Source organism: Microterricola viridarii, assembly GCF_001542775.1.
GTDB classification, from domain to species: Bacteria; Actinomycetota; Actinomycetes; order Actinomycetales; family Microbacteriaceae; genus Microterricola; species Microterricola viridarii_A.
The window spans coordinates 325,647-348,684 of sequence record NZ_CP014145.1 but is presented as its reverse complement, the minus strand read 5'-3'; the positions used below and the strand labels follow the sequence as shown (position 1 = coordinate 348,684).

Sequence of the window (23,038 nt, the reverse complement as noted above, 5' to 3'; positions counted from 1 at the left end):
CCACGCCCACACCGGAGGCACAAGCGAGCGAGGGAGGCCGGTTCCGAAGAATCGGGCCTCCCTCGCCCACTTTCACCTCCCGCGGAGGCGCGACGGCTACTTGACGCTGCCTGCGGTCAGTCCACCGACAAGGCGCTTCTCGATCAGCATGAACAGCACAACGACGGGAATGATCGCCACGATCGAGACGCCGAAGACGTACTGCCAGCTGGTCTCGTACTGACCGACGAACTTCGTCAGCGCGACGGAGAGCGGCTGGTTGCCGGCCGTGGAGAGGATCACCAGCGACGCCGCGAACTCGTTCCAGCACGCGACGAAGGTGAACACGATGGCGGTGACGATGCCGGGCCACACCAGCGGCAGGTTGATCCGAAACAGCACGGTGAGTCGGGACGCCCCGTCGATCTGGGCGGCCTCGTCGACCTCCTTGGGGATGCCGGCGAAGAAGCTGTGCATGATCCACACCGCGAACGACAGGTTGAAGGCCGCGTTGACGAGGATCATCGCGAGCCAGGTGTCCGCCAGCCCGAGCGTGACGAATTGGCGGAACAGCCCGGAGGTCAGCACAGCCGGCTGCAGCATCTGGGTGACGATCACGAGGAAGAGGAACACCATGCGGCCCGGGAACTTGAACCTGGCCGTGTAGTAGGCGGCGGGCAGCGCCACGAGCAGCACCAGCAGCGTCGCGAAGACCGAGATGACGATCGTCGACACAAGGTTCTGCACCAGAGGTGTCTCTGGCGTCGACCACATCGTGATGTAGTTCTCCCAGTGCCACTCCGTCGGCAGGTAGGTAGGGTCGACGGAGCGGATCTCGGACTTGGACTTGACCGAGCCGAAGAACATGATGACGTACGGCAGGATGAAGATCAGCAGCACGGCCAGGCCGGCGGCCATCCGCCAGGCGACCTTGCCGGCCGAGACCTGGTCCTCGGTATAGCGCCGCTTGCGCTTGACGGGCGGCCTGGGGACGGCCGAGGCGTGGGTACTCTGCTCCGGCAGGGTCGCGGTGCTCACGATCAGACCTCCTTCATGGGCTTGACGACCTTGACGTAGATCGCCACGATCACGATCACGATCACAAACGCGACGACGCTCAGCGCACTGGCAACGTCGAGCTTGTGCTGGTTCTGGATGTACTTGAAGATCATCGTCATGATCGTGTCGGCGTCGTAGCCGGGTATCGAGCCCGTCATCACCTTGAGGATGGGCAGTGAGTTGAACACGTTGATGATGTTGATCAGCACGGCGACGCTGATCGCCCCACGCAGCTGCGGCAGCACGATGCTGAAATAGGTGCGGGACGGGCTGGCCCCGTCCATCTTGGCGGCTTCGATGGCGTCGCCCGGCACGCCCTGCAGGCCGGCCAGGATCGTGTAGGTGGTGAACGGCAGCGAGACGAAGACGGCGATCACGATGGACCAGGCGAATGCCGTGTCCGCGTTCCTCGTCCAGCCGAAGCCCTCCGGGGTGTCGATGAGGCCGACGTCCACCAGGAACTTGTTGATGATTCCAAAGTACGGCTCGAGGCCGTAGTAGATGACCATCGTCGTCATGACCACGGATGCCGCCCAGGGCACGATCACGGCGAGCCGCACCAGCTGACGGCCGGGGAACGCCTTGTTCAGCAGTTGTGCGAGCGCGAGCGAGAGCAGCACGGTCAACACGACGACGGCGAGGACCCAGACGATCGTTCTGCCGAAGATCGGCCAGAAATAGGCGAAGTTGAAGACCTCGAGGTAGTTGTCGAAGCCGACGGGCCCCTTGTCGATCCCGCTCTGGCTGATGTCGCGGGTCGAGTTGTAGAACATGACGCCGGCGGGGAAGAACACCACGCCGACGATGAGGGCCAGCACGGGGGCGATCCACGGCAGCGCGTCGAGCAGGTCTTTCCCGCCCGTCCCGCTGCGGGGGCGGCCGGTGGCCGCCCCCGCAGGGATCGATGTCTTCTGCTTCGTTGTCTTGCTCATCTCGCTGCTTTCATCGATCCCACGGTGTCGGTTCTCTTGCTTATCCGGCGTCGGACTGCGCCTGGATCTCGGCGAGTACGCCCGCGGCATCCTTGCCCTGTGCCAGCTGGCCGAAGAGCGCCTTGAACGCTGCGTCGGTGGCGGACCACTTGGCGTTGGTGCTCGGGTAGAACTCCGCGGCGGGCAGCGCGTCGAGGAACGGCTTCAGCGACTCCTCGCCGTTGAGCTGCTCGGCACCGGACTTCGTGGTGGGCAGGAAGCCCTCCGTCTGCACCCACGGCACGTAGACCTCGGGCGAGAAGTAGTAGTCGAAGAACTTCGTGATCGCCTCCTGCTTCGTGCCGTCGTTCTTGAACGCCATCAGGTGGTCGGCGACGCCGACGGTGAGGGCGCTGCCGTCCTGGGTGGGGATCGGGGCGATCGTGTAGTTGAGGTCCGGGTTACCCTTGGCGATCTGCCCGACTGTCGGCGGAAGGCCGACCTGCATGCCGATCTTGCCCTGGACGAAGATGTCCATCAGCGGGCTGCGGTCGGTCGACCCGGCGTCGGCCTGGGTGGCGCCCTCGGTGACCATCTTCTGAATGAATGCGGCGCCCACCAGGTTCTCGGGGGTGTCGACCGTGATGGTCTTCGCGTCACCGAAGGTGCCGCCACCACCCCAGAGCCACACGGCGGCCTCCGCCTGCGCCTCCTCGGAGCCGAGCGGCATGCCGTAGCCGGCGATGCCGTTGCCGAGTGCTGACACCTTCTTGGCCGATTCGAGCAGCTCGTCCCACGTGGCGGGGATCTTCGCGCCGGCCTGCTCCAGCAGGTCGTTGTTGACGAACAGCGCGCGGGCGGAAGCGATCAGCGGGAGTCCGTATGCGGTTCCGTCGACCGAGGCGTTGTCGATGAACGTGTCCTGGAAGTCGGAGAAGGTCTCCGGCGAGACGACCTCTTCGGTCGTGTAGAGCAGGTCATCGGCGGCGAAGCCGGCGAAGGGGCCGCCGTTGTAGATATCGGGCGCCTGGTTGCCAGACACCTTGGTGGTGATGACCGAGTCGAGGTTGTCCCACGACTGCACCTCGAGCTTGACCTTGATGTCGGGGTTGGCGTCCTCGAAACCGGCGATGACGTCCTCCCAGAGTCCCTGGGTGTTGTCGGAGTAGCTGGGAACGAGCAGATTCAGGGTGACAGCCGAACCGCTGGCGTCACCGCCGCCCTCGCCCGCGCCGCCGCCGAATCCGCAGGATGCGAGCGTCATGGTTGCCAGTGCCGCCGTGGCGACCATGGCTCCGACGCGCAGAGTCTTCTTCATTAGTGCTTCCTCACTCGTATTGGGATGCGCTGCCGGCGAAGGAGCCTCACGCGACAGTGCGTTTCGCCGGAAACAATTACCCAGCATGCTGGTGTGATGTTTCATGACCATTTGGGCCAGCAAACAATCACGATCATTCACTGGGTGATCGAAAGCATGTCGGGCGATGGCCCGCCCGTCAACACCGCGTCCGAATCGTTACCTGCTTTTTATATAGGTCCTTTACAAATCAACCTTTTGCGAGCAATCGTCGCCTTATGCGCATTCATATGATTAGTATGCGAGAGTTACAGTCAGTATCAATCAGTTCTGCAGTCACCGTGAGTTCGCCCTCGAACGGGCTGCCCCGGCCCCCAACACCCCAGGAGAACTCATGACCGACCCCCAGCACACCGTCTCAGCGCCGGAGCACATGGCGCTCGAGCTCGCCTCGCAGCCCGAGGTGTGGGCGCGTGCCGCCGCGCTCACCGCGGAGCAGGAGCTCATGCCTGCCGCCGGGCAGAAGGTGGCCATCGTCGGCTGCGGAACGTCCTGGTTCATGGCACAGGCCTATGCCGAGCTGCGCGAGCGCAGCGGCCAGGGTGTGACCGACGCGTATGCGGCATCCGAGGCCTTCGTCGACCGCGACTACGACGCGATCATCGCGCTGACACGCTCCGGCACCACCTCAGAGGTGCTCGAGTTGGTACGCGCCCAGCGCGGAGCCAAGCGCATCATCGGCATCGTCGGCGACGTGAACTCCCCCTTCGTCGACGACGTCGACGATCTGGTCAAGCTGCCCTTCGCAGACGAGCAGTCCGTCGTGCAGACCCGTTTCGCCACCACGGCCCTCACGTTCCTGCGCGCGTCGCTCGGCGAGAACCTGGACACCGCCATCGCCGACGCCCAGACCGCCGTTGACGCTCCGCTCGACGAGGAGCTGCTCACCGCCGAGCAGTACACCTTCCTCGGCCGCGGCTGGACGGTTGGGCTCGCCCACGAGGCCGGCCTCAAGATGCGCGAGGCCTCACAGTCCTGGACAGAGTCCTACCCGGCGATGGAGTACCGCCACGGCCCGATCGCGATCGCCGCCCCCGGCCGCGTCACCTGGATGTTCGGCGAGGCCCCGGTGGGGCTGGCGGCGGATGTCGCGCGCACCGGCGCACGCTTCGAGACGAGCTCGCTCGACCCGCTGGCCGACCTGATCCGCGCCCAGCGCGTCTCGCTGGAGCGCGCCCGCGCCAAGGGTCTGAACGCCGACGCACCCCGCAACCTCACGCGTTCTGTCATCCTGAGCGAGTGATTCCCGCTCCCATGCCCCCACACCCGCTCGGCCCCGGTGCCGCCGTCGTCGCCTTCGACGTCGGCGGCACCGACACGAAGTCCGCACTGTTCGCCGGGGACGGCACCATGCTCGGTCTGACCCGCACACCGACACCGCTTGCCGGTGCAGAGACCCCGAGCGCGGTCCTCGCCCTCGCGGCCGAGATCACCGCCCGGTATGCCCGCGAGTTCCCCGCCGTCGCCCCGCGCGCGGCGGGCATCATCGTGCCGGGGCTCGTCGACGATGAAAACGGCATCGGCGTGTTCGCCGCCAACCTGGGCTGGCGGGACGCACCGTTCCGCGACCTCGGCGTGGAGCTCCTCGGCCTGCCCGTCGCCTTCGGCCATGACGTGCGCGGAGCCGGCGAGGCCGAGTTCCGCCTCGGGGCGGCCCGCGGCACGCAGGACGCCGCCGTCCTCGTGATCGGCACCGGTCTTGCCGGAGCCTTCTTCGTCGACGGCCGGCCGCACATCGCCGGCGGCTACGCCGGCGAGATCGGCCATTCCATCGTGGCGGACGGCCCCGACTGCTCGTGCGGCGGCCGCGGCCACCTGGAGGCGATCGCCTCGGCCGGCGCGATCGCGCGCCGCTACGCCGAGCGCAGCGGCACGCCTGCGGAAGGCGCCCGTGCCGTCTTGCAGCGCGCCCAGGCCGGCGACCCGCTCGCGCAGGCGGTCTGGGACGAGGCCGTGCACGCCCTGGCACTGGGCATCGCCCAGGTCATCACGATCATCGCGCCCGAGGTCGTCGTGCTCGGCGGCGGGCTCGCACAGGCCGGACCCGCCCTGTTCGAGCCGCTGGAGGCGGCCCTCGACGGCATGCTCACCTTCCACCGCCGGCCGCGTATCGTCGCCGCCCAGATCGGCGAGAATGCCGGACTCATTGGGGCGGCCCTGCGCGCCCGCGACCTGGTCCAGACGGAGCACACGGCATGATCATCACTGTGACCCCCAACGCCGCCCTCGACCTCACCTGGTGGGTGGACAGGATCGAGCCCGGCGCCACCCACCGGGTGCCGAGCGGCATGGCCCGTGCGGGCGGCAAGAGTCTCAACGTGGCGCGCGTCGCCGACCAGCAGGGCCTCGCCGTTCTCGCCATCGCCACCGCGGGCGGAACGACCGGGGCAGAACTCGAACTCGAACTGAGCGCGAGCGGCGTCCCGCACACCCTGGTTCCCGTCGCTGCGAGCACCCGACGCTCCCTCGCCCTCTACGACGCGGGCGCGGACGAGACCAGTATCTTCAACGAGTACGGCGAGGACCACAGCGCCGCCGAGTGGGCCGATCTCCTGGCCGCCGTCGACGATGCGCTTCCCGGCGCCAGCTGTCTGGTCGGCTCCGGCAGCCTGCCGCCCGGTGCCGACACCGACTTCTACTCCGGGCTGGTGCGCCGGGCCGCGGCGGCCGGCATCCCGAGCATTATCGACACCTCCGGCCCCGCCCTGCTCGCGGCCGCCGATGCGGGCGCCACGGTGCTCAAGCCGAACCGCGACGAGCTCGTCGCGGCCACTGACATCGCCGACCCGATTCGCGGCGCGCGCTCCCTGATCGCGCGCGGCGCCCGGCTCGTGCTGCTCTCGCTCGGCAGCGCCGGCATGATCGCGGTCAGCGCCGATGACCCGTCCGGCCACCTGAGCGCCCGGCTGCCCGAGCCGCTGGCCGGCAACCCGACCGGGGCCGGCGACGCCGCCGTCGCCGCCGTCGCGAGCTGCTTCGCGGAGTCGCCGGGTGCCACCCCGCCCGCCGAGGCGATCCTGCGCCGGGCGACGGCGTGGTCGGCCGCCGCGGTGCTCATGCCGCTGGCCGGCGAGATCTCCCCCCTGCATGACGAGTTGTCGACCACCATCCGCATCGAACGCCACACGGAGACCCCCTCATGACGCTGACCCCGACCCGCACCCTGATGACGGATGCCGCGGCCGCCGGCACCGGCATCGGCGCGTTCAACGTGATCCACCTCGAGACAGCCGAGGCGCTGGTTGCCGCCGCCGAGGCCGCCGGGCTGCCCGTCATCCTGCAGATCTCCGAGAACTGCGCCGGCTACCATGGCGCGCTGGAGCCGATCGCCCTGGCCACGCTCGCCATCGCCGGTGCTTCCACCGCCCCGGTCGCCGTGCACCTCGACCACGCGGAGGACGAGCAGCTCGCCTACCGGGCCATCGACCTCGGTTTCGGCTCCGTCATGTACGACGGGGCGCACCTGGCCTACGCCGAGAACGTCGCCATCACCGCGCGGGTCGTCGAGCGCGCGCACGCCGCCGGCGTCTACGTGGAGGCAGAGCTCGGCAAGGTCGGCGGCAAGGACGGCGCCCACGCCCCCGGCGTGCGCACGGACCCGGCCGAGGCGGCGGCGTTCGTCGCCGCCACCGGCGTGGACGCCCTCGCCGTGGCCGTCGGATCCTCGCACGCGATGACGGAGCGCTCCGCCAGCCTCGACACCGCGCTGATCGCCGAGCTGCGCGCGGCGCTCGACGTGCCGCTCGTGCTGCACGGCTCCTCCGGGGCATCCGACGCGCAGATCCAGGCTGCCATCCTGGCCGGCATGACCAAGATCAACGTGTCCACACACCTGAACGTGCACTTCACGGAGGCGCTGCGCGGTTACCTGCACGCCAACCCCGCCGTGGTCGACTCCCGCACCTACATCGCCACTGGCCGGGCGGCGGTCACCGCCGAGGCGGCCAGGCTGCTGGAACTGTTCGCCCTGCGCACCCCGATGGAGGTCTTGGCATGAACCGCGCCGAACGACTCAACGCCGTCCTGGACCTGCTCGCCGCCGACGGGCAGGTCGAGGTGGACGACATCGTCAGCCGACTCGACGTCTCGCCCGCCACCGCGCGCCGCGACCTGGACACACTGGCTGCGCAGAACCTCCTCACCCGCACCCGGGGAGGGGCGATCGGGCAGACCGTCGCCTACGACCTCCCGCTGCGCTACAAGCTGCAGCAGCACGCGGAGGAGAAGTCGGCGATCGCCAGGGCGGCCAGCGCCATGACGCCGCGCGGCGCCGTCGTCGGCCTCTCCGGCGGCACGACATCGACGGTGATCGCCTCCGCGCTCGGCATCCGGCCCGATCTGGCCGAGGCGGGCCCGCAGGCCAATCTGACCGTCGTCACCAATGCCATCAACATCGCCTCCCAGCTGGCGATGCGTCCGCAGATCAAAACGGTGATGACCGGCGGCGTCGTGCACGCGCGCTCCTACGAGTTGGTCGGCGACTACGCCGCGGCGGTACTGAACAGCGTGACGCTGGACATCGCCTTCATCGGCGCGAACGGCCTCGACCCGGTGCTCGGCGCGACCACGCAGGACGAGCGCGAGGCCAGCGTCAACCGGCTCATGGCCTCCAGGGCCGCCCGCGCCGTGCTTGTGACGGATTCCAGCAAGATTGGCAAGAAGGCCTTCGCCGCCATGGGCGACGCCCGGCTGTTCGGCACCGTCATCACCGACGCCGGAATCACCGCAGAACAGCGCGCCGCCTTGACCGAACACGGATATGACGTGATCATCGCTCAGTGAGCACTAATGCCGTGAACCCGAATCCCCTCAGCCCCGCAACGATCGTCATCCACTCCGCCCGCCTCGTCACCGGCGGGCAGATCACCGCGGACGCCTGGGTGGCGTTCTCCGGCGAACGCGTGCTCACCGTGGGCAGCGGGGACGGCTGGCGCGAGCTGGCCTCCGCAGAGACCGCGGTCACCGACGCAGGCGGCCGCTGGCTCACCCCCGGCTTCGTCGACATCCACTGCCACGGCGCGGGCGGCGCCGCCTTCGACGACGGCATCGACGGCATCCGCGCCGCGCTCGCCGTGCACCGCGCGCACGGCACCACCCGCTCGGTCATCTCCTTCGTCACCAACACCGGCCCGGCACTGCTCGGCAGCCTGCGCACCGTCGCGGAGTTGGCCTCGATCGACCCGCTGGTGCTCGGCTCACACCTGGAGGGCCCGTTCCTCGACACCACCTACAAGGGCGCGCACAACGAGGCGCTGCTGCGCTCGGCGGCCCCCGCCGAGCTGGATGCGATGCTGGATGCCGCCTCGGGCACCCTCCGCCAGATCACCCTCGCCCCCGAGCTGCCGGGCGCTCAGGAGGCGATCGCCCGCCTGGTCGACGCGGGGGTCGCCGTCGCCGTCGGCCACACCGCCGCCGACTACGACCAGGCCCTCGCGGCCTTCAACGCCGGGGCCAGCATCCTGACTCATGCCTTCAACGGCATGCGCGGCATCCACCACCGCGCCCCCGGCCCCGTCGCCGCCGCCATGCACGCCGGCGGCGTCACGCTCGAGGTCATCAACGACGGCACGCACGTGCACCCCGAAGTCGTGCGGATGGCGTTCAACGCCGCCCCCGGTCGCATCGCGCTCATCACCGATGCCATGGCGGCGACCGGATCGGCCGACGGCGACTACCTCCTCGGCGCCCTCGCGGTGACCGTCACGGATGGCGTCGCCCGGCTCGTCGACGGCGGCTCCATCGCCGGCTCGACGCTCACCCTCGACGACGCGGTGCGCCGCGCGGTCACCGAGGTCGGCATCGGCATCGAGACCGCTATCGAGGCGGTCACGGCCGTCCCCGCCCGCGCCATCGGGCGCGGCGACGACCTCGGCACGCTCGCGGCCGGGTTCGCCGCCGACGCGCTCATCCTGAACGACGACTTCACCGTGGCGGCTGTCTGGGCCAACGGGGCGCAGCTGGTCTGATGCAGTCCAGCTAGTGCGGGTGCACGTGCGGGCGCCTCGAGGTGACCAGCACGAGCACGAAGGAGAGCGCCAGGATGCCGACGAACACCCAGGGCAGTGCCTGCAGCCCGAGGGTGGCGTAGAGCGCCGCCCCGAGCAGCGCGCCGCCGCCGATGCCGAGGTTGAACGCCGTCGTGTAGAACGCCGCTGCGGCGTCCCTGATGCGGGCGGATGCCGTGTGCAACAGGCGCGTGTTGAGCATCGGCGGCAGCGCGCCGAAGGCCACGCCCCAGAACAGGAACGCGGCGATGGCGAGCGCTGGCGTCTCGCTGAACAGGGCGAGCGCGGCGACCCCGACGCCGACGCCGGCGAAGGCGATGAGCAGGCCGCGGGTCGGGTGCCGGCCGAGCACCGTGCCGGCGAGCAGGAGGCCGAGCGCGCCGGCGATGCCGTAGCCGAACAGCAGCGGGCCGACGGCCGCGGCATCCGCCCCGAGCACCTCGATCAGGTATGGCGCGATGTAGGTGTAGACCGCGTACTGGCCGATCATGACGACGCCGGTGACGACGCAGACCACGATCACGCCGACGAGGGTCGGGTCGCGGCGCACCGAGACCTGCTCGGCGCCGTCGGCCGGAGCGTGCCGGTGCTGCACGCCGGGCAGCAGCCGCCAGACCAGGAGGGCGCCGAGGAGGGTGAGGCCGGCGATTCCGGCGAACGCCACGCGCCAGCCGAAGGCGTGCCCGAGCGCCGTGCCGAGCGGGACGCCGAGCACGAAGGCGAGCGAGCCGCCCGCCGTGGTGATGGCCACGGCGCGTGCCAGTTGCTCCTTGGGCACCAGGTGACCGGCGTAGGCGCCGACGATGGACCAGAACAGCCCGTGCGCGGCGCCGCCGAGCACCCGGGTGGCCACGATGAACTCGTAGCTGGGGGCGATGGCCGTCAGCACGGCGGACAGCGCGAGGATCACCAGTACCCCGACGAGCAGCGGTTGCCGCGGCAGTCGGCGGGTCAGGGCCATCAGCGGGGCGCTGGAGAGGACGACGGTGAAGGCGAAGACGCTCACCAGCAGGCCGACCTCCGGCTCGCTGGCACCGAGCTCGGCGCTCATGTCGGGAAGCAGGCCCATCGGCAGCATCTCGATCGTGATCGAGAGGAACACGGCGACGGCCAGGGTGAGCAGCCCCACCCAGGGGAATGCGGGCGGGGTCGTGCGGGAGGGAGATGTTTCAGTCATTCGTGATTACCCATGAATGGCGTTCCCCGCCTCAACCTCGGGAGAAGGAGGCACTCAGCCGGAGCAGGAGCTGCAGGAGAGGGGCGGGTCGACTACGCGCTGTTGTGCGCGCCCAGGGCCGTGCGCGTTCGCGCGACCGCATCCAGCCTACGGCACGCGCCACACGCGCCACGGCTCGGACTGGCTAGGCTGGAGGGATGGAGTTCGACGCCGCCCTCACGCCCCGCCTGCCCAACATCACTGGGTGCTGACGCTCATCTGCGTCGACGGTCCGGGCATCGTGCACGCGATCAGTGGCGCCGTGGTGCAGGCCGGCGGCAACATCACCGAGAGCCAGCAGTTCGCCAGCAACGACACCGGCCGCTTCTTCATGCGGCTGCAGATCGAGACCCTGGCGGCGCGCGGGGTGCTCGAGGCGGCCCTGGCCCCCGTCGTCGCGCACTACGCCATGAACTGGCGCCTGGACGTCGTCGGTCGGCCGCTCCGCACCCTCGTGCTGGCCTCGACAGCGGCGCACTGCGTGAACGACATGCTGTTCCGTCAGCGGGCCGGCCTGCTGCCGGTGCACATCCCTCTCGTGCTCTCCAACCACGGCAGCCTGCGCGACCTGGCCGGCTTCTACGGAGTGCCGTTCGAGGCGCACCCGGTGACGGATGCCGCCAGCAAGGCCGCCTTCGAACAGCGCGTGCTCCGCGCGGTCGCCGAGCACGAGATCGAGCTGGTCGTGCTGGCCCGGTACATGCAGATCCTCTCCCCCGAGCTGTGCGCCGCCCTCGAGGGCCGCGCCATCAACATCCACCACAGCTTCCTGCCCGGCTTCAAGGGCGCGAACCCCTACAAGCAGGCGCACGCCCGCGGCGTCAAGCTGATCGGCGCGACGGCGCACTTCGTCACCAGCGACCTCGACGAGGGGCCGATCATCGAACAGAATGTGGTGCGCGTCGACCACTCCCGCAGCCCGGCCGAACTGGTCGCCATCGGCCAGGACGAGGAGAGCCGCACGCTCACCCAGGCCGTGAAGTGGTTCGCGGAGGATCGGGTGCTGCTGGACGGCGCCCGCACGATCATCTTCCGCTAGCCACTCCGGTTAGGCTTGTGGGGTGACCGATACGCCCGAAACTTCGAACCCGACCGCACTCGCGACAGCCCGCGTGACCCCGAACGACATCGTCCGCTTCCTGTTGGAGATCGTCGCCGTCGTCTCGCTGGCGATCTGGGGCTTCACCCAGTGGCCGATGCCGTGGCCCGGCATCGCGTTCGGAATCGGCGCACCGCTTCTCGCCGTGCTGCTCTGGGCGTTGTTCCTCTCACCCAAGGCCGTGTTCCAGGTCGATGCATTCGGCCGCGCCCTGTTCGAGATCATCGTCATGGGCTCCGTCGCCCTCGCCTGGTGGGGCATGGGCCAGCCCATCGTCGCCGGTGGCTTCGCCCTGCTGGCCACGGTCAGCGGCGTGGTCAACGGCCGCCGCCGCATCTAGCCGGCGCACGCGACTCAACCGGCGCATTCGACCAAACGGCGCATTAGACCAAACACAGAAGCCCCGCATCTCAGCGAGATGCGGGGCTTCTGTGTGCCGGGGTGAGCCTTTAGAGCTCTTCCCAGTCGAAGCGGGTGTTCCACACGTGGCGGTAATAGTCGATGTTCGCGAGCTTGGAGGCGGCGGCCTCATCGACGATGACCGTGGCGTGCGGGTGCAGCTGTATCACCGATCCGGGCTGGCTGGCCGTCACGGGGCCCTCGACAGCGGCGGCGATGGCGTCGGCCTTGGCCTCGCCGAAGGCCAGCAGCACCAGGTGGCGTGCCCGCAGGATCGTGCCGAGGCCCTGCGTGATGCAGTGCACGGGCACCTCGTCGATGGAGTCGAAGAAGCGCGCGTTGTCGATGCGGGTCTGCTCGGTGAGCGTCTTCGTGCGCGTCAGCGACGACAGCGACGAGCCGGGCTCGTTGAAGCCGACGTGGCCGGTGCGGCCGATGCCGAGGATCTGCAGGTCGATGCCTCCGGCCGCGAGAATCGCCGCCTCGTACTCGTCGCCCGCGGTCTGGATGCCGTCCAACGCACCGTTCGGCACGTGCACGAGCTCCGGGTTCATGCCGAGCGGCTGCACCACCTCGCGGTTGATCACCGAGCGGTAGCTCTCCGGGTGCTCGACCGGGATGCCGACGTACTCGTCGAGCGCGAATCCACGCACCGATCCGAGGTCCACGCGCTGCGCGGCGACCTTGGCCGCCAACGCCTGGTAGCTCGACAGCGGGGTCGAACCCGTTGCCAGCCCGAGCACGGCGTCCGGGGTGCGGGCGACCAGGCGCAGGATCGCGTCGGCGACCAGTTCGCCGGCGGCATCCGCGTTCTGGACAATGACGATTTCAGCCACTATTTCACTCCTACTAATGCCGCGCCGAAGGCTGCGGCAGGAAATCCGATGGGGATGAGCCGCACGCGTTCGGACAGGGCCAGGGAGGCAAGGAACGGTGAGCTCGAAGACCAGTCTGCCAGTACACCGCGAACGCCGCGAAGCAGCGGGTCGCCGAGGGCGCTCAATCCGCCGCCGATCACGACCCGGTCGACGTCGACGGTGAGCACGAGGGTGCGCACCCCGGCCGCCACTCCCTCGAAGAATGTGCGCTGCACAGCGAGCGCGCGGGCGTCGCCGGCCGCGGCCAGCTCGAACAGCTCCAACGCCGGGTACTCGGCCCGGCTCGGCCACATTCGGGTAATGGCCGAACCGGATGCGACGGTCTCCAAGCAGCCCACCTGGCCACAGCCGCAGAGCACCCCGGCAGGGTCGATCGGCAGGTGCCCGATCTCTCCGGCGGTTCCGGTGGCGCCGCGCAGCAGCACCCCCTGTTGCACGATGCCGGCAGCCAAACCGGTACCGAGGTTGAGGTACGCCATGCTGCCGCCGACCGGGTTGCCGGATGCGGCACCCACGCCGTCAGCGGTTGGCCGGTCCAACGCCGGGCGATCCGCCTCCAGGCTGGCCGTCGCCAGGGTGTCCGTGGTCAAGCGGTGCGCACCGAGCGCGGCCGCCTTCACGTCGTTCTCGACCCGCACGGGCACGCCGATGCGCTCGCCCAGCTCGCGGCCGAGCGCCAGCTCGGAGACGCCCAGGTTCACGGCGTGCGAAACGATGCCGTTCGCGTTGTCGACGGCACCGGGGATGCCGACGCCGATCGAGGTGAACGCCGAGACGTCGAGGCCGGCCCGGGCCGCGAGGGCACGCACGCTGGCCTCGGCGCTGTCCAGCACTTCACGGGCCCCGAAGCCGGTGGCCCGACGCAGCGGTTCGCCGAAGCTGCCGTCGTCGGCCACGGCGATGGCAGCCGTCTTGGTGCCGCCGATGTCAACGCCGATTCTCACGCTGCGCGCTCCCCCGCCGGCGCGCCGAGCAGTTCGAGCAGGGCGTGGCCGAGCAGGCGCGAGGCGCCGAAGGTCGCGATATCGGCGTAGTCGAGTTCGTCGGACGGCCAGCCCATGTCGACCACGAGCACGTCGGAACCGCTGGCACGGATGCCGTCGATCGCGGCGCGAGCGAAGTCGTGCCGGTGGTTGTCCTTGCCGACGACGATGACGCGGTGGGCAAGCTGCGGGAGCGCAGGGGCGCCCTCCGCGACGATGTGTACGTTCGGCCCGACCCAGAGCGGGTCGCTGCCCGCCTCGTCGTTCAGGGCGGCGAACGGGCCCCACGGGGCGACACCGACGGCGATGTTCGCCTCGGTGTCGATCCGAACAATGCTCGGTGCGGAGCCGCCGGCGGCGAGCCAGCGCGCCGCGTCGTCCGAGACGTGGAAGGTCGCGGCGACGCGCGCCGCGGCGAGCGTCGGGTCAACGGCCGGATCGACGGCATCCGGCACCGGCACACTGGCCTCGAGTGCGAGCGATTCCTCGGCCAGGCGGATGACGCGGCCAGCGGCCTCGGCGATGCGCTCGGGCTCGATGAGCCCGGCGGCCAGGGCGGCCAGCACGGTCTCCTCGATCTCGGCCAGCTGTGCGTCGGTGTTCTCGGTGCCGATGCAGAGCAGGTCGCAACCGGCCGCGAGGGCCAGCACGGCCGCCTCGGCGATACCGTGCTCGCCGCTGGCGCCCTTCATGTCGAGGGCGTCGGTGACGATGACGCCGTCGAAGCCGAGCTCCTCGCGGAGCAGGCCCTGCAGGATTGTGCGCGAGAACGTGGCGGGCAGCTCGGCGTCCAGCTGCGGCAGCAGGATGTGCGAGCTCATGATGGTGCGGGCCCCGGCGGCGACCGCGGCGCGGAACGGCACGAGCTCGCGCTCACGCAGTTCGGCGGCACTGCGGTCGATCACCGGCAGTGCGAGGTGCGAGTCCACGGCGGTGTCGCCGTGGCCGGGGAAGTGCTTGGCGCTGACGGCCACACCGGTCTGCTGGTGCCCGCGGATCCATGCGGCGCCGTGCGCGGCGACGGTGGCGGCGTCCGCGCCGAAGCTGCGCACACCGATGACGGGGTTGTTCGGGTTGGAGTTGATGTCGATGGAGGGGGCGAAGTTGAGGGTGCAGCCGGTCCGGCGCAGCTCCCAGCCGACCAGCCTGCCCACGTTCTCCGTGTGTGCGAGGTCGTCGGCGCGGCCGAGCACCGCTGCGCCCGGGTAGGGCGAGCCGACGGCGTAGTACAGCCGGGTGACGTCGCCGCCCTCTTCGTCGATGGCGATGACGGCGAGCGGGTTGGCCGCGCGGATGGCGGCGGTCAGCGCGCGCAGTTGCGGCATCGACTCGATGTTGGTTCCGAACAGGCAGACCCCGCCCAGCCCGCCGCGCAGGCGCTCCTCCAGCCAGTCCGGCAGCGTCGGGCCCACGAATCCGGGCAGCAGTGTTCTGGCGATCCGGCCTCGCAGTGCTTCCTGCGTGCTCGGATCGCTCTCCAGCAGCGTCATCCCTTGACCGCCCCCGCGACGAGCCCGCTGGTCATGCGACCCTGGACGATGAGGAAGAAGACGATGACGGGCACCGCGACGAGCGTCGAGGCGGCCATGACTTGGCCCCAGTCCGTCTCACGCGTGGCGCTGGCCTGGATGAATCCGCGCAGCCACAGCGGCAGCGTCTGCATCGCCTCGGCCGGCAACAGCACGAGGGCCACCGTGAACTCGTTCCAGGCCTGGAGGAAGGCGAAGACACCGGATGCGACGAGCCCGGGGGCCAGCAGCGGGAAGGTGATGCGCATGAACGCCTGGGTGCGGCTCAGGCCGTCGACCATGGCTGCCTCTTCGAGGTCGGCCGGGATGCCGGCGACGAAGCCGCGCAGCATCCAGATCGTGAACGGCACGACGGCGGCGGTGTAGATGACACTCACGCCGATGATGGAGTTCAGCAGCCCGACGCTGGCCACCATCTTGTACTGGGCGATGAACAGGCCTTCGGCCGGCAGCATCTGCACGATAAGGACGGCGAGGACGAAGCTCTTGCGACCCTTGAACCGGAAGCGGCTGATGGCCACCGCAGCGAGGAAAGCGAAGAGCAGGCAGAAGAACACGGCGATGAGGGTGACCGAGAGGCTGATGCCGAGCGCCGAGAAGAACGAGCCGTTCTCCAGTGCGTTGGAGTAGTTGTTCAGCGAACCGTTGATGGGCACGAAGGTCGGGATGAAGGACTGCAGCGTGCGGTTGGGCAGCAGCGAGGAGTTGATCATCCAGTAGACCGGGAAGACCCAGCCGAGGGCGATGACGATGGCGAGCACCGAGTAGAGCACGCGGCTCAGACGCAGCGGCTGACGGGTGCGCAGCTTCGCGGCGCGGCCGGACCGACCAGAGGTCAGGAGCTGCGTGTGGTTGGGGGTGGTTGCGGTGGTCATGACTGTTCGTCCTCCTTGAGAAGGCTGCGCACGTAGTACCAGCTGATCGCGAACGTGAGCAGGAGCACGAAGATCGAGACGGCCGAGGCCATGCCGAAGTCCTGCGATCCGGCGCCGAGCTTGTAGATGTAGGTGCCGAGCAGGTCGAACTCAGAGGCTCGGGAGCCGGCGTCCTGCAGCATCGTGATCTGGGTGAAGACGCGCAGGTCCCAGATGAGCTGCAGCAGGAGCACGATGGCGATGACCGGGCGGATCATCGGCATGATGATGAACCGGAGGCGCTGCCAGCCGCTGGCACCGTCGAGCTGGGCGGCCTCGAGCACCTCGTCGGAGACCTGGGTGAGGCCCGCGTAGACGGAGAATGCGACGAACGGCACCGACATCCAGATCACGATGATGCTCGCGACCATGAAGAAGGTGAAGGGGTTCTCGAGCCAGGCGAAGCGGTTCATCTCGACGCCGGGGATCATGTCGAGCAGGTAGTTGACGACGCCGCGGCGGCGGTCGAAGAGCCAGATCCACACGGTCATGGCGGCGACGACTGGCATCGCCCAGGCGAGCAGGAGCGAGATCTGCAGGGTGAGGCGCACGACCTTGCCGACGGCCGTCATCAGCACTGCGAGCAGCAGTCCAACGGCGAGCGTGATGATCGCGGTCACTGCCATGAACAGCAGCGAACGGCCGACCACGCCCCACATGACAGGGTTGCCGGCGAGTTCGATGTAGTTCGCGAAGCCGACGAAGGGCGCGGGCTGGCCGAACTGCTGCGACAGGCCGAACTCCTGGAAGGAGGTGATGGTCTGCCAGATGAGCGGATAGCCCATGCCGATCAGGAGGATGACGACGGATGGGATGAGGAGGAAGTAGGGTGCGGGGACGCGGCGCCGGGGTCTGGCGACTCGGCTGTCCTGCTTCGTGGCCTGCTCCGGCGCGGTGGCAACGGTAGAGCTCATTGTCTCATCCTCCTTTCTGGTGCGAGCGAAAGCGATGGTTTCAGGGGCAGGGGCCGCGGAATGTCCTCCCGCGGCCCCTGGTGTTGCTGGTGTAACTGGTGTTGCTGGTGTTGCTGGTGTTACGGATGCTGCTAGTTGAGCAGCGCGGTGATCTTCTCGTCGTACTCAGCGGAGAGCGCCTTGATGTCGCCGCCGGCGGAGACCTTGCCGAAGAACTCCTCGAGCAGTGCGGCACCCTCGACAGCTGCCCAGCCGGGAGCGGCGGGGGTCAGCTTGGAGGAGGCAGCGGACTCGATCAGTGCAGCGGCGAACTGGTCGTCACCGAGAGCCGATGCGTAGTCCAGGTTGGCCGGGCCGAGGCCGTTCTCGCCGAGGAGCTGCTGGTACTCCGGGGAGAAGACGATCTTCAGCAGCTCGCGCGAGCCTTCCTGGTTCTTGCTGGCGGCCGAGATGGCGATGTTCGAGCCACCGGCGAAGACGGGGGCTGCGCCGCCGTCGACACCCGGGAGCACGAAGGTGCCGAACACGTCGTCGTTCCAGGTCGCGACCGTCTTGGTTGCGTCCTTGGGGTCGGCGGCGAGGTCACCGATGGACCAGTGAGCCCAGCCCGGAGCGATGATCGTCGCGGCCTCGGGGGCGCCGGTCGCCTCGTTGTTGTTGATGTTGACCCACGGCGTGCTGTCGAACTCGGTCGCCGGTGCGAGCGACGCACCCTTGAACAGCTCGGCGAACTGGGCGATGCCCTTCTGGCTGTTCTCGGACGAGAGGGTGGAGGTCCACTTGTCGCCGTCCTTCTCCGCGAGCTCTCCACCGTTGGCGAAGATCCAGGAGATGGCGTTGCGCCAGTCGGAGCCACCGATGTAGAAGCCGGACTGGCCGTCGGTGCGGAGCGCCTTCACGGTCTCGTCGAACTCGGCGAGGGTCGTGGGGACGGTCTTGCCGGCTGCAGCCCAGATGTCCTTGCGGTAGAAGTTGTAGCGCGAGCCGAAGTAGTACGGCAGCGCGTAGTTGGCGCCGTCGACCTTGCCGACCTCGACGAAGGACTGGATCAGCTTGTCGCCGCCGAGCTCGTCGACCAGGTCGCTGACGTCGCTGAACGCGCCAACGTTGGTGAACGTGGGCGACCAGGTGTTTCCGATCTCGACGACATCGGGGGTGTTCGCCGCGTCAGGCAGCGAGGTGGTCAGCTTGGCGAGGGCATCGCCCCAGCCCTGCTCCTCGATCGTGAGGGTGCCGCCGGTGGCGTCCTTGTACTCGGTCTTGAGGTAGTCACGGAGCGTGTCCGGGGTGTCGCCACCCATCAGCCACAGCGTGATGTTCTGACCCTCGGCGGTACCGCCGGTGTTACCGCCTTCGTTGCCGGTGGTTGCGCTGCAACCAGCAAGAACGAGTGCCGCTGCGGTGCCCAGTGCGAGGGCTGCATACCTTCTCTTCATTGCGGATTCCTTTACTCTTGGTTGGGTGTGGTGGTGCGAGACGAGGCCTCTATGAGACCCCGAGTTGTCCTGAAAGGACCATGACAGCCGCGCCGCGCAAGACGATGTCGTCCTGCGCCAGCGAGGTCATCCGGAGGGCGAGATCACCAGTGAACTCGGCCATCGTTCGCTTCCGGAGTGTCTCGACGGTTGCTGTTGCCAGCGGGCCATCAAGTAGTTCCGTCGGGCCGCTCAACACAATCTCTGAGAGGTTGAGTGCTCCGACGACGGGGGCCAGGATAATGCCGAGCCGGCGACCTGCCTCCCGAAGAATGAGTTCGCGCGCGGCGGCCTGTTCAGCCTCCGTGCCCGTGGTGGTGGCGAGCTGCGCGGTCAGGCGGGGCACGCTCAGCCAGGCCTCGAGGCAGCCGATCTTGCCGCACGCGCAGGCGGGGCCGCCATCGGTGCCGATCACGACGTGGCCGATCTCACCGGCGGCGGAATTGCTCCCGTAGAACGGGCGGCCGCCGAGGAGCAGGCCGGCACCGACGCCGGCGCCCACTTTGACCAGCATGACGTCTCCGCTGGCGCCGCCGAAGCTGTGCTCGGCGAGCACGGCGACGTCGGCGTCGTTGGCCACGAGCACGGGGGCCCCGAAGCTCTCCTGCAGCAGTCGCTGCAGCGGGAGCCGGGTCCAGGCCAGGTTGGGCGCGGTGAGCACGGTGCCCTCTGCGTCGACGATGCCGGGCGAGCCGACGCCGATGCCGAGCAGGGGTGCCGTGGCACGCAGCGTCAGCGCCTCGATCAGACCGACGACAACGGCGAGCGCGTCGTCGCCGGTGCGCCCGGCGCGGTCGGCGTTCTCGCGGTCGAGCACGGTGCCGTCCAGGTCGAGCAGGGCGGCCCGCATGTGCTGGTCGGAGAGATCGACGCCGATGATCTGGAAGGCGGTGCGGTCGATGTCGATCATGGTCGCCGGCTTGCCGGGGCGGGCAGACTCACGCTGGCCGAGCTCGATGACGAAACCGTCCAGCATCAGCTCGGCGACGAGGTCGGAGATGGTGACCCGAGTCAGCCCGGTCTCCCGCGATACGTCGGCGCGGCTCTGCGGGCCCTGGCGGTACAACGTCTGCAGGACGAGCGAGCGATTGTGGCCGCGGGCATGCTCCGGCAGCACCTTTGCGGTGGGCCTGAGGATGCGCCCATGACTGGGCTGCGTTGCGGTCATGTTTGTTAGTAAAGCTTACGAACAAACAATGTGCAAGCTCGATCCAGATTTTTTTCTAGGGGTTATCGATTCGTGATCTTGGCCCAATCCGCGGGCGCGGCGGCCGGGATTCCCGCCCGGCTACGGGGCGGACGGCACGTTCCAGTGCGCGTCACGGCGGCGCCCGATCGCCCGCAGGGCGTTCAGGATCGTCACGAGGTCCACCACCTCCTGCAGCACGGCACCCACGGTGGCCGGGATCACGCCGAAGGCGGCGATGAGCATCAGCACGACGCTGAAGGCGATGCCGATCCAGATGCTCTGCAGGGCGATGCGCACGGTGTCGTGGCCGATCTGCACCGCCCTGGCCGCCCGCGAGATGTCGTCGACCATGATCACCACGTCGGCAGACTCGCTGGCGGCCGTCGCCCCCTTGGCCCCCATGGCGATGCCGACGTCGGCGGCGGCCAGCACCGGGGCATCGTTCACGCCGTCGCCGACCATGATCACGGGCCGCTCGGTGACCGCCCTGACCGTGATGACCTTGTCCTGCGGAAGGCACTCGGCCTGCACCCGGGTGATCCCGAGCTCCTCGGCCACGTGGCTGGCCGTTGCCCGGGCATCCCCGGTCAAGATCATGCTCTCGCGCACCCCGAGTTCGCGCAGCGCCGCGATGGTGGCCGCCGCGTTGCCCCGCACACTGTCGCTGGCCACGATCGAACCGGCGAATCGGCCGTCGACGGCGACCGCGATCGAGAGCTCGCCGCCGACCAGCTCCGTCGCGCGGGCGTCCGGGGCGGCATCCCGCACGAAAGCCAGCTTGCCGATGGTGACGACCCGGCCGTCGATGTCGGCGACGACGCCGTGTGTGGCCACCTCGCGGGCGGTCTTGGCCGGGCGCAGGGTGAGGCCGCGCTCCTCGGCTGCGCGCATGATCGAGGCCGCCAGCACGTGCGAGGAGTACTGTTCTGCGGATGCCGCGAGCGCAAGCACCTCGTCGGCGTCGAAGCCGGGAGCCGGGCGCACCGCTGTCAGGCTCGGGGTCCCGTGGGTGAGCGTTCCGGTCTTGTCGAAGACGACGGTGCGGGCCCGGGAGAGCGTTTCGAGCACTCCGCCGCCCTTGACGATCACGCCGTTGCGGGCGGCCCGGCTCATGCCGCCCATGAATGCGACGGGGGCGGCGATCAGCAGCGGGCACGGGGTGGCGACCACGAGCACTTCTGCGAACCGCACCGGGTCGCCGCTGACCGCCCAGGCCACGCCGGCCAGCGCCAGCGAGAACAGGGTGAACGGCACCGCGTATCGGTCGGCCAGCCGCACCACGGGGGCTTTGCTCTCGCCGGCGGCCGCGACCAGGGCGACGATGCGCTGGTACTGGCTGTTCTCTGCCGTGGCGGTGGCCGTGATCTGCACGGCGGCCTGCCCGTTGACGGCGCCGCTCAGCACCGCGTCACCGACGGCCCGCTCCACCGGCACGCTCTCACCCGTCAGCGACGACTCGTCGAACACGCCGCCGACGTCCAGCAGCTCGCCGTCGACGGGCACGATCTCGGCCGGGCGCAGCAGTAGCGTGTCGCCGACCTTGACCTCGGCCACCGGCACCTCCTCGATGCCGCCGCCCGGGAGCACCCGGTGCGCAGACTGCGGGCTCTTCTCCAGCAGCGCGTTGAGCTCCCGCTTGGCGCGGCCGGCCGCGTAGTCCTCGAGCGCCTCTCCACCGGTCAGCATGAGCACGATCACGATGCTCGCCACGTACTCGTCGACCAGCACGGTCGCGACGATGGCGGTGACGGCCAGGATGTCGAGGCCCCAGTGCCCACGCATGATGTCGCGGACCATCTGGATGGCCTGCAGCACGGCAACGAACAGGGCGAAGCCGCTGAACAGCCAGCGCACCAGGTTGACGGGCTCGCTCCCCAAACCGAACGCCCAGAGCACGATGCCCAGAAGGCCCACAAGTACGGTGGTGGTCAGCAGCGGGTAACGGCGGGCGTTCGTCATGATCCAAGCCATGCTCCGAGCTTGGCGCACGCGGGGCGGCACCGCCAGCAAGCGCAGGCTGGCCTCAGTGCTGCCCGCCTCAGTGCCGCCCGCCTCAGTGCTGCCTGCCCCAGTGCCGCCGAGGATGGTGCGGATGGTGCCGTTCGGGCTCTTCCCCATCTTCTCCAGGCCGAATTCCTCGACCCTGGCCTCGTCGGGGTGGTGGTGGCGCACGTGACGCGGACACCGTGCTTCGGATCGCGTGTGCGGCGTCGATCGCGATCTGGTCACTGGTCTCATTGCGCTTCTCGATACCGAGGTCGGCAACTGTCCCGACATCGAGAGAATCCCTCAACTACCCCGATCAGGTCTCGGCGGGTTAGCCTAAGGCCATGGCTGAATTGCGACTCGAAGAACTGTCCGCCTCGAACGTCGTCGCGGCGAACAACTTGAGCCTGAAGCCCGGGCAAGAGCAGTTCATCACGCCCGTCTCCTACTCCGCGGAGACCGCCGTGCTGACACCCGGTGCCGCCTGGCAGCGTGTGGTGCTGCAGGACGACAAGGTCGTCGGTTTCATCCACGGCAACTTCGACCCGGAGAATGACCGCGAGGAGTTCCGCGCCTGCATCTGGCGCATCAACGTCGACGCCGAGGCGCAGGGCAAGGGCGTCGGCCGTTTCGCGGCGCAGGCGCTGGCCGAGGAGGCGAAGAAGCGCGGCGTCGACCAGATCACCGTCATGTGGGAGCCCGGCGAGACCGGCCCCGAGGCGTTCTTCCACCGCATCGGCTTCATCGACATCGGCGAGACGCAGTACGGCGACGTCATCGGCGCCCTCCAGATCTCCTAACCGCGCACATGCCTGCCCCCGACCGCGGCTTCGCCGAGGCCGTGTTGGCCGTCGTCGATGACATCCCGGCCGGGCAGGTGCTCAGCTACGGCGACGTGGCGGCGATGCTCGGCTCCCGTGGAGCGCGCGCCGTCGGCCAGGTGATGGCCTACTACGGCTCCGCGTCACCGTGGTGGCGTGTGCTGCGCGCCGGCGGGCACCCGCCGCGGGGGCTCGCCGCCCGCGCCCTGCCGTACTACACCGCGGAGGGCACCCCGCTGATCTCGACGACGACGGATGACGGCTACCGGGTCGACTACGCGGCTGCACGCTGGCGGCCCTGACCGGCGTCGGCTCTGCCGGCGT

At 69.2% G+C, this 23,038-nt stretch carries 22 protein-coding genes; 10 read left to right on the top strand and 12 right to left on the bottom strand.

Features of this window, described 5'->3' with window-relative positions:
• Positions 1-96: 96 nt before the first annotated feature.
• Genes AWU67_RS01570 through AWU67_RS01560 form a run of 3 tightly spaced genes read right to left on the bottom strand, consistent with a single transcriptional unit; the run spans position 97 to position 3,267 of the window.
• Positions 97-1,017 (bottom strand): carbohydrate ABC transporter permease, encoded by a 921-nt coding sequence (locus AWU67_RS01570; protein ID WP_234407316.1) that lies wholly within the window; start codon positions 1,015-1,017, stop codon positions 97-99.
• 2 nt (positions 1,018-1,019) lie between these two features.
• Positions 1,020-1,970 carry a carbohydrate ABC transporter permease gene (locus AWU67_RS01565; RefSeq protein ID WP_067225829.1) on the bottom strand — a complete coding sequence of 317 codons (951 nt, stop codon included), beginning with the start codon at positions 1,968-1,970 and terminating at the stop codon, positions 1,020-1,022.
• Positions 1,971-2,010: 40 nt separating this feature from the next.
• A complete protein-coding gene (locus tag AWU67_RS01560) occupies positions 2,011-3,267 on the bottom strand; it encodes an extracellular solute-binding protein (RefSeq protein ID WP_067225826.1) in 1,257 nt (418 codons plus the stop codon).
• 373 nt (positions 3,268-3,640) lie between these two features.
• Between AWU67_RS01560 and AWU67_RS01555 the strand changes: the two genes are divergently transcribed.
• The 6 genes from AWU67_RS01555 to nagA are packed head-to-tail and all read left to right on the top strand — an operon-like array spanning position 3,641 to position 9,272.
• Positions 3,641-4,549 (top strand): SIS domain-containing protein, encoded by a 909-nt coding sequence (locus tag AWU67_RS01555; RefSeq protein ID WP_067225823.1) that lies wholly within the window; start codon positions 3,641-3,643, stop codon positions 4,547-4,549.
• The gene (locus AWU67_RS01550; RefSeq protein WP_234407315.1) at positions 4,546-5,505 is read left to right on the top strand and encodes an ROK family protein; all 960 of its coding nucleotides are present in this window, start codon (positions 4,546-4,548) and stop codon (positions 5,503-5,505) included. Before AWU67_RS01555 ends, AWU67_RS01550 begins: the two co-directional genes overlap by 4 nt.
• Complete coding sequence (locus tag AWU67_RS01545; RefSeq protein ID WP_067225816.1) at positions 5,502-6,449, top strand: 1-phosphofructokinase family hexose kinase; 948 nt, start codon at positions 5,502-5,504, stop codon at positions 6,447-6,449. The genes AWU67_RS01550 and AWU67_RS01545 overlap by 4 nt, the downstream gene beginning before the upstream one ends.
• Positions 6,446-7,303 carry a class II fructose-bisphosphate aldolase gene (locus AWU67_RS01540; RefSeq protein WP_067225812.1) on the top strand — a complete coding sequence of 286 codons (858 nt, stop codon included), beginning with the start codon at positions 6,446-6,448 and terminating at the stop codon, positions 7,301-7,303. Before AWU67_RS01545 ends, AWU67_RS01540 begins: the two co-directional genes overlap by 4 nt.
• On the top strand, positions 7,300-8,088 hold the full coding sequence (locus AWU67_RS01535) for a DeoR/GlpR family DNA-binding transcription regulator (protein ID WP_067225809.1): 789 nt from the start codon (positions 7,300-7,302) through the stop codon (positions 8,086-8,088). The genes AWU67_RS01540 and AWU67_RS01535 overlap by 4 nt, the downstream gene beginning before the upstream one ends.
• On the top strand, positions 8,085-9,272 hold the full coding sequence (gene nagA / locus AWU67_RS01530) for an N-acetylglucosamine-6-phosphate deacetylase (protein WP_234407314.1): 1,188 nt from the start codon (positions 8,085-8,087) through the stop codon (positions 9,270-9,272). The genes AWU67_RS01535 and nagA overlap by 4 nt, the downstream gene beginning before the upstream one ends.
• 10 nt (positions 9,273-9,282) lie before the next feature.
• Here the strand turns inward: nagA and AWU67_RS01525 are convergent, their stop codons facing one another.
• Complete coding sequence (locus tag AWU67_RS01525) at positions 9,283-10,488, bottom strand: MFS transporter (protein ID WP_067225803.1); 1,206 nt, start codon at positions 10,486-10,488, stop codon at positions 9,283-9,285.
• Positions 10,489-10,732: 244 nt separating this feature from the next.
• Here AWU67_RS01525 and purU point away from each other — a divergent pair, with 244 nt between their 5' ends.
• The gene (purU, locus tag AWU67_RS01520) at positions 10,733-11,566 is read left to right on the top strand and encodes a formyltetrahydrofolate deformylase (RefSeq protein ID WP_067225799.1); all 834 of its coding nucleotides are present in this window, start codon (positions 10,733-10,735) and stop codon (positions 11,564-11,566) included.
• 22 nt (positions 11,567-11,588) lie between these two features.
• A complete protein-coding gene (locus tag AWU67_RS01515; RefSeq protein WP_234407313.1) occupies positions 11,589-11,966 on the top strand; it encodes a YrdB family protein in 378 nt (125 codons plus the stop codon).
• 109 nt (positions 11,967-12,075) lie between these two features.
• On the opposite strand, the gene nagB is transcribed toward AWU67_RS01515, so the two are convergent.
• From nagB to AWU67_RS01475, 8 genes are all read right to left on the bottom strand, one after another.
• On the bottom strand, positions 12,076-12,861 hold the full coding sequence (gene nagB, locus AWU67_RS01510) for a glucosamine-6-phosphate deaminase (protein ID WP_067225792.1): 786 nt from the start codon (positions 12,859-12,861) through the stop codon (positions 12,076-12,078).
• Complete coding sequence (locus AWU67_RS01505) at positions 12,861-13,847, bottom strand: ROK family protein (RefSeq protein WP_067225789.1); 987 nt, start codon at positions 13,845-13,847, stop codon at positions 12,861-12,863. The genes nagB and AWU67_RS01505 overlap by 1 nt, the downstream gene beginning before the upstream one ends.
• Positions 13,844-15,376 (bottom strand): beta-N-acetylhexosaminidase, encoded by a 1,533-nt coding sequence (gene nagZ / locus AWU67_RS01500; RefSeq protein WP_067225785.1) that lies wholly within the window; start codon positions 15,374-15,376, stop codon positions 13,844-13,846. Before nagZ ends, AWU67_RS01505 begins: the two co-directional genes overlap by 4 nt.
• The gene (locus AWU67_RS01495; protein ID WP_067225782.1) at positions 15,373-16,290 is read right to left on the bottom strand and encodes a carbohydrate ABC transporter permease; all 918 of its coding nucleotides are present in this window, start codon (positions 16,288-16,290) and stop codon (positions 15,373-15,375) included. Before AWU67_RS01495 ends, nagZ begins: the two co-directional genes overlap by 4 nt.
• Positions 16,287-17,243, bottom strand: coding sequence for a carbohydrate ABC transporter permease (locus AWU67_RS01490; RefSeq protein WP_067225778.1), 957 nt, complete (start codon positions 17,241-17,243; stop codon positions 16,287-16,289). Before AWU67_RS01490 ends, AWU67_RS01495 begins: the two co-directional genes overlap by 4 nt.
• 131 nt (positions 17,244-17,374) lie before the next feature.
• The gene (locus tag AWU67_RS01485; RefSeq protein WP_067225776.1) at positions 17,375-18,679 is read right to left on the bottom strand and encodes an extracellular solute-binding protein; all 1,305 of its coding nucleotides are present in this window, start codon (positions 18,677-18,679) and stop codon (positions 17,375-17,377) included.
• A 49-nt stretch (positions 18,680-18,728) separates the two neighbouring features.
• Complete coding sequence (locus AWU67_RS01480; RefSeq protein ID WP_067225774.1) at positions 18,729-19,886, bottom strand: ROK family protein; 1,158 nt, start codon at positions 19,884-19,886, stop codon at positions 18,729-18,731.
• 120 nt (positions 19,887-20,006) lie between these two features.
• Entirely contained in the window at positions 20,007-21,878 is a 1,872-nt protein-coding gene (locus tag AWU67_RS01475; protein WP_067231877.1) for a heavy metal translocating P-type ATPase, read from the bottom strand.
• Between the two features lie 359 nt (positions 21,879-22,237).
• On the opposite strand from AWU67_RS01475, the gene AWU67_RS01470 reads away from it, so the two are divergent.
• Positions 22,238-22,693, top strand: coding sequence for a GNAT family N-acetyltransferase (locus AWU67_RS01470; protein ID WP_067225772.1), 456 nt, complete (start codon positions 22,238-22,240; stop codon positions 22,691-22,693).
• 8 nt (positions 22,694-22,701) lie between these two features.
• Positions 22,702-23,016: an MGMT family protein gene (locus AWU67_RS01465; RefSeq protein WP_067225770.1), complete on the top strand. Its 315-nt coding sequence runs from the start codon at positions 22,702-22,704 to the stop codon at positions 23,014-23,016.
• Positions 23,017-23,038 lie beyond the last annotated feature (22 nt).

What these genes read in the sequence shown, in the direction of transcription:
- AWU67_RS01490 (WP_067225778.1), bottom strand. Translation starts at nt 17,243, where the DNA reads ATGAGCTCTACCGTTGCCACCGCGCCGGAGCAGGCCACGAAGCAGGAC.
- AWU67_RS01465 (WP_067225770.1), top strand. Translation starts at nt 22,702, where the DNA reads ATGCCTGCCCCCGACCGCGGCTTCGCCGAGGCCGTGTTGGCCGTCGTC.
- AWU67_RS01545 (WP_067225816.1), top strand. Translation starts at nt 5,502, where the DNA reads ATGATCATCACTGTGACCCCCAACGCCGCCCTCGACCTCACCTGGTGG.
- AWU67_RS01540 (WP_067225812.1), top strand. Translation starts at nt 6,446, where the DNA reads ATGACGCTGACCCCGACCCGCACCCTGATGACGGATGCCGCGGCCGCC.
- AWU67_RS01485 (WP_067225776.1), bottom strand. Translation starts at nt 18,679, where the DNA reads ATGAAGAGAAGGTATGCAGCCCTCGCACTGGGCACCGCAGCGGCACTC.
- AWU67_RS01495 (WP_067225782.1), bottom strand. Translation starts at nt 16,290, where the DNA reads ATGACCACCGCAACCACCCCCAACCACACGCAGCTCCTGACCTCTGGT.
- AWU67_RS01480 (WP_067225774.1), bottom strand. Translation starts at nt 19,886, where the DNA reads ATGACCGCAACGCAGCCCAGTCATGGGCGCATCCTCAGGCCCACCGCA.
- AWU67_RS01560 (WP_067225826.1), bottom strand. Translation starts at nt 3,267, where the DNA reads ATGAAGAAGACTCTGCGCGTCGGAGCCATGGTCGCCACGGCGGCACTG.
- AWU67_RS01475 (WP_067231877.1), bottom strand. Translation starts at nt 21,878, where the DNA reads ATGGCTTGGATCATGACGAACGCCCGCCGTTACCCGCTGCTGACCACC.
- AWU67_RS01565 (WP_067225829.1), bottom strand. Translation starts at nt 1,970, where the DNA reads ATGAGCAAGACAACGAAGCAGAAGACATCGATCCCTGCGGGGGCGGCC.
- AWU67_RS01525 (WP_067225803.1), bottom strand. Translation starts at nt 10,488, where the DNA reads ATGACTGAAACATCTCCCTCCCGCACGACCCCGCCCGCATTCCCCTGG.
- AWU67_RS01470 (WP_067225772.1), top strand. Translation starts at nt 22,238, where the DNA reads ATGGCTGAATTGCGACTCGAAGAACTGTCCGCCTCGAACGTCGTCGCG.
- AWU67_RS01535 (WP_067225809.1), top strand. Translation starts at nt 7,300, where the DNA reads ATGAACCGCGCCGAACGACTCAACGCCGTCCTGGACCTGCTCGCCGCC.
- AWU67_RS01555 (WP_067225823.1), top strand. Translation starts at nt 3,641, where the DNA reads ATGACCGACCCCCAGCACACCGTCTCAGCGCCGGAGCACATGGCGCTC.
- nagZ (WP_067225785.1), bottom strand. Translation starts at nt 15,376, where the DNA reads ATGACGCTGCTGGAGAGCGATCCGAGCACGCAGGAAGCACTGCGAGGC.